Annotated in this window: 1 protein-coding gene; it reads right to left on the bottom strand. The window is 73.7% G+C overall.

Annotated elements, in window-relative coordinates:
- On the bottom strand, positions 1–1,273 hold a 1,273-nt coding region (locus DMH08_RS39485; RefSeq protein WP_148108667.1), incomplete at its 3' end, for a sensor histidine kinase.
- Positions 1,274–1,397: the final 124 nt, after the last annotated feature.

Here is a 1,397-nt window from a genome sequence, read left to right as displayed (position 1 = left end):
GCCGCGGCCCCGACCCCGCCCGGACGAACCGCTCGAAGATCCGCTCGCGGTCCTCGGCGGGGACGCCCGGCCCGGTGTCGCGCACCCACAGCAGCACCGACCCGTCCCGCACCGCCGACCCCACCTCGACCGTGTCGCCGTCGCCGGTGTGCCGCACCGCGTTGGACGCCAGCTGCATCAGCGCCTGCGTCAGCCGCTGCGCGTCGCCGAGCACCCGCACCTCCGCGACCGCGCCGACGCGCCACCGCCGGTCGCCGAGCCCCCGCGACTTCGCGACGACGTCCACCGTCAGGTCGGCGAGGTCGATCTCGCCGAGGTCCAAGAAGTCCGGACGGTCCGCCTTCGCGAGCATGATGAGGTCGTTGACCATCCGGTTCATCCGGTCGAGCTCCTCCATCAGCAGCGCCCGCGTCTCCTCGCGCTCGTCCGGGTCGTCGCCCATCAGCTCCAGGTGCCCCCGGATGACGGTGATGGGCGTGCGGAGCTCGTGGCCCGCGTCGTCCAGGAACCGCCGCTGCGCCGCGAACGCCGACTCCAGCCGGTCCAGCATCCGGTTGAACGTCGACGCGAGCGCCGCGACGTCGTCGTTGCCGCGCACCAGCAGCCGCCGCGTCAGGTCCGACTCGCCGATCTGCTCGGCGGTCTGCCGCACCAGCCGGATGGGCGCGAGCACCCGCCCCGCGATGAGCCACCCGACCACGCCCGCCACCGCGAGCGCCCCGAACGCGGTGAACCCGAGCACCCGCGTCGTCTCGTTCACCTCTTCGCGCAGCGCGTCCCGGAACTCGACGACGACGAGCGCCGCCTGCCGCGGATCGTCCGCCATCCGCACCGGCAGCACCGCGTACCGGACGTCGCCCGCGCTCGACTCCGCCCACCCGTACGTCGGCTGCTTCGCCCGCGCCGCCTTCGCGACGAACGCCGGGTCCAGGTCGAGCCGCGCCAGCGGCGCCTGCGCGCTGCGGTTCTCGGTGCGCCCGTCCACCACCGAGAAGAACGTCTCGTAGCCGTCCGGCAGGTTGTGGACGAGGTAGTCCCGCAGCAGCTCGGTGAGGTTCGCCGGCCGCCGCCCCGTGGCCGGGTCGACGCCGTTCTTCATGTAGCTGCGCAGCTTGTTCGCCTCGTGCGTCAGCTCGTTGTTCACCCGGTCGTTCAACCGCGCCGACAGCACCGACCACGTCACCGTCACCGACCCGGCCAGCGCCAGCCCGACCAGCAGCAGCATCCAGCCGACGATCCGCGCCCGCGCGGTCGCCCGCACCTCACCCGTCATCGCGGTCGTCGTCCCCGTTGACTCCGTCGTCCCCATTGGCCCCGTTCGCTCCGTCGTCCCCGTGGGGCCCGTCGTCATCGTCGTCGCTCGGCTGGACCGGCGGCGGCGACACCGCCTGCCCGCC

It is taken from the genome of Actinomadura sp. WAC 06369 (genome assembly GCF_003947565.1).
GTDB lineage: Bacteria > Actinomycetota > Actinomycetes > Streptosporangiales > Streptosporangiaceae > Spirillospora > Spirillospora rifamycini.
The sequence above is the reverse complement of the archived record's forward strand: the minus strand, read 5'-3'. Positions and strand labels throughout refer to the sequence as shown.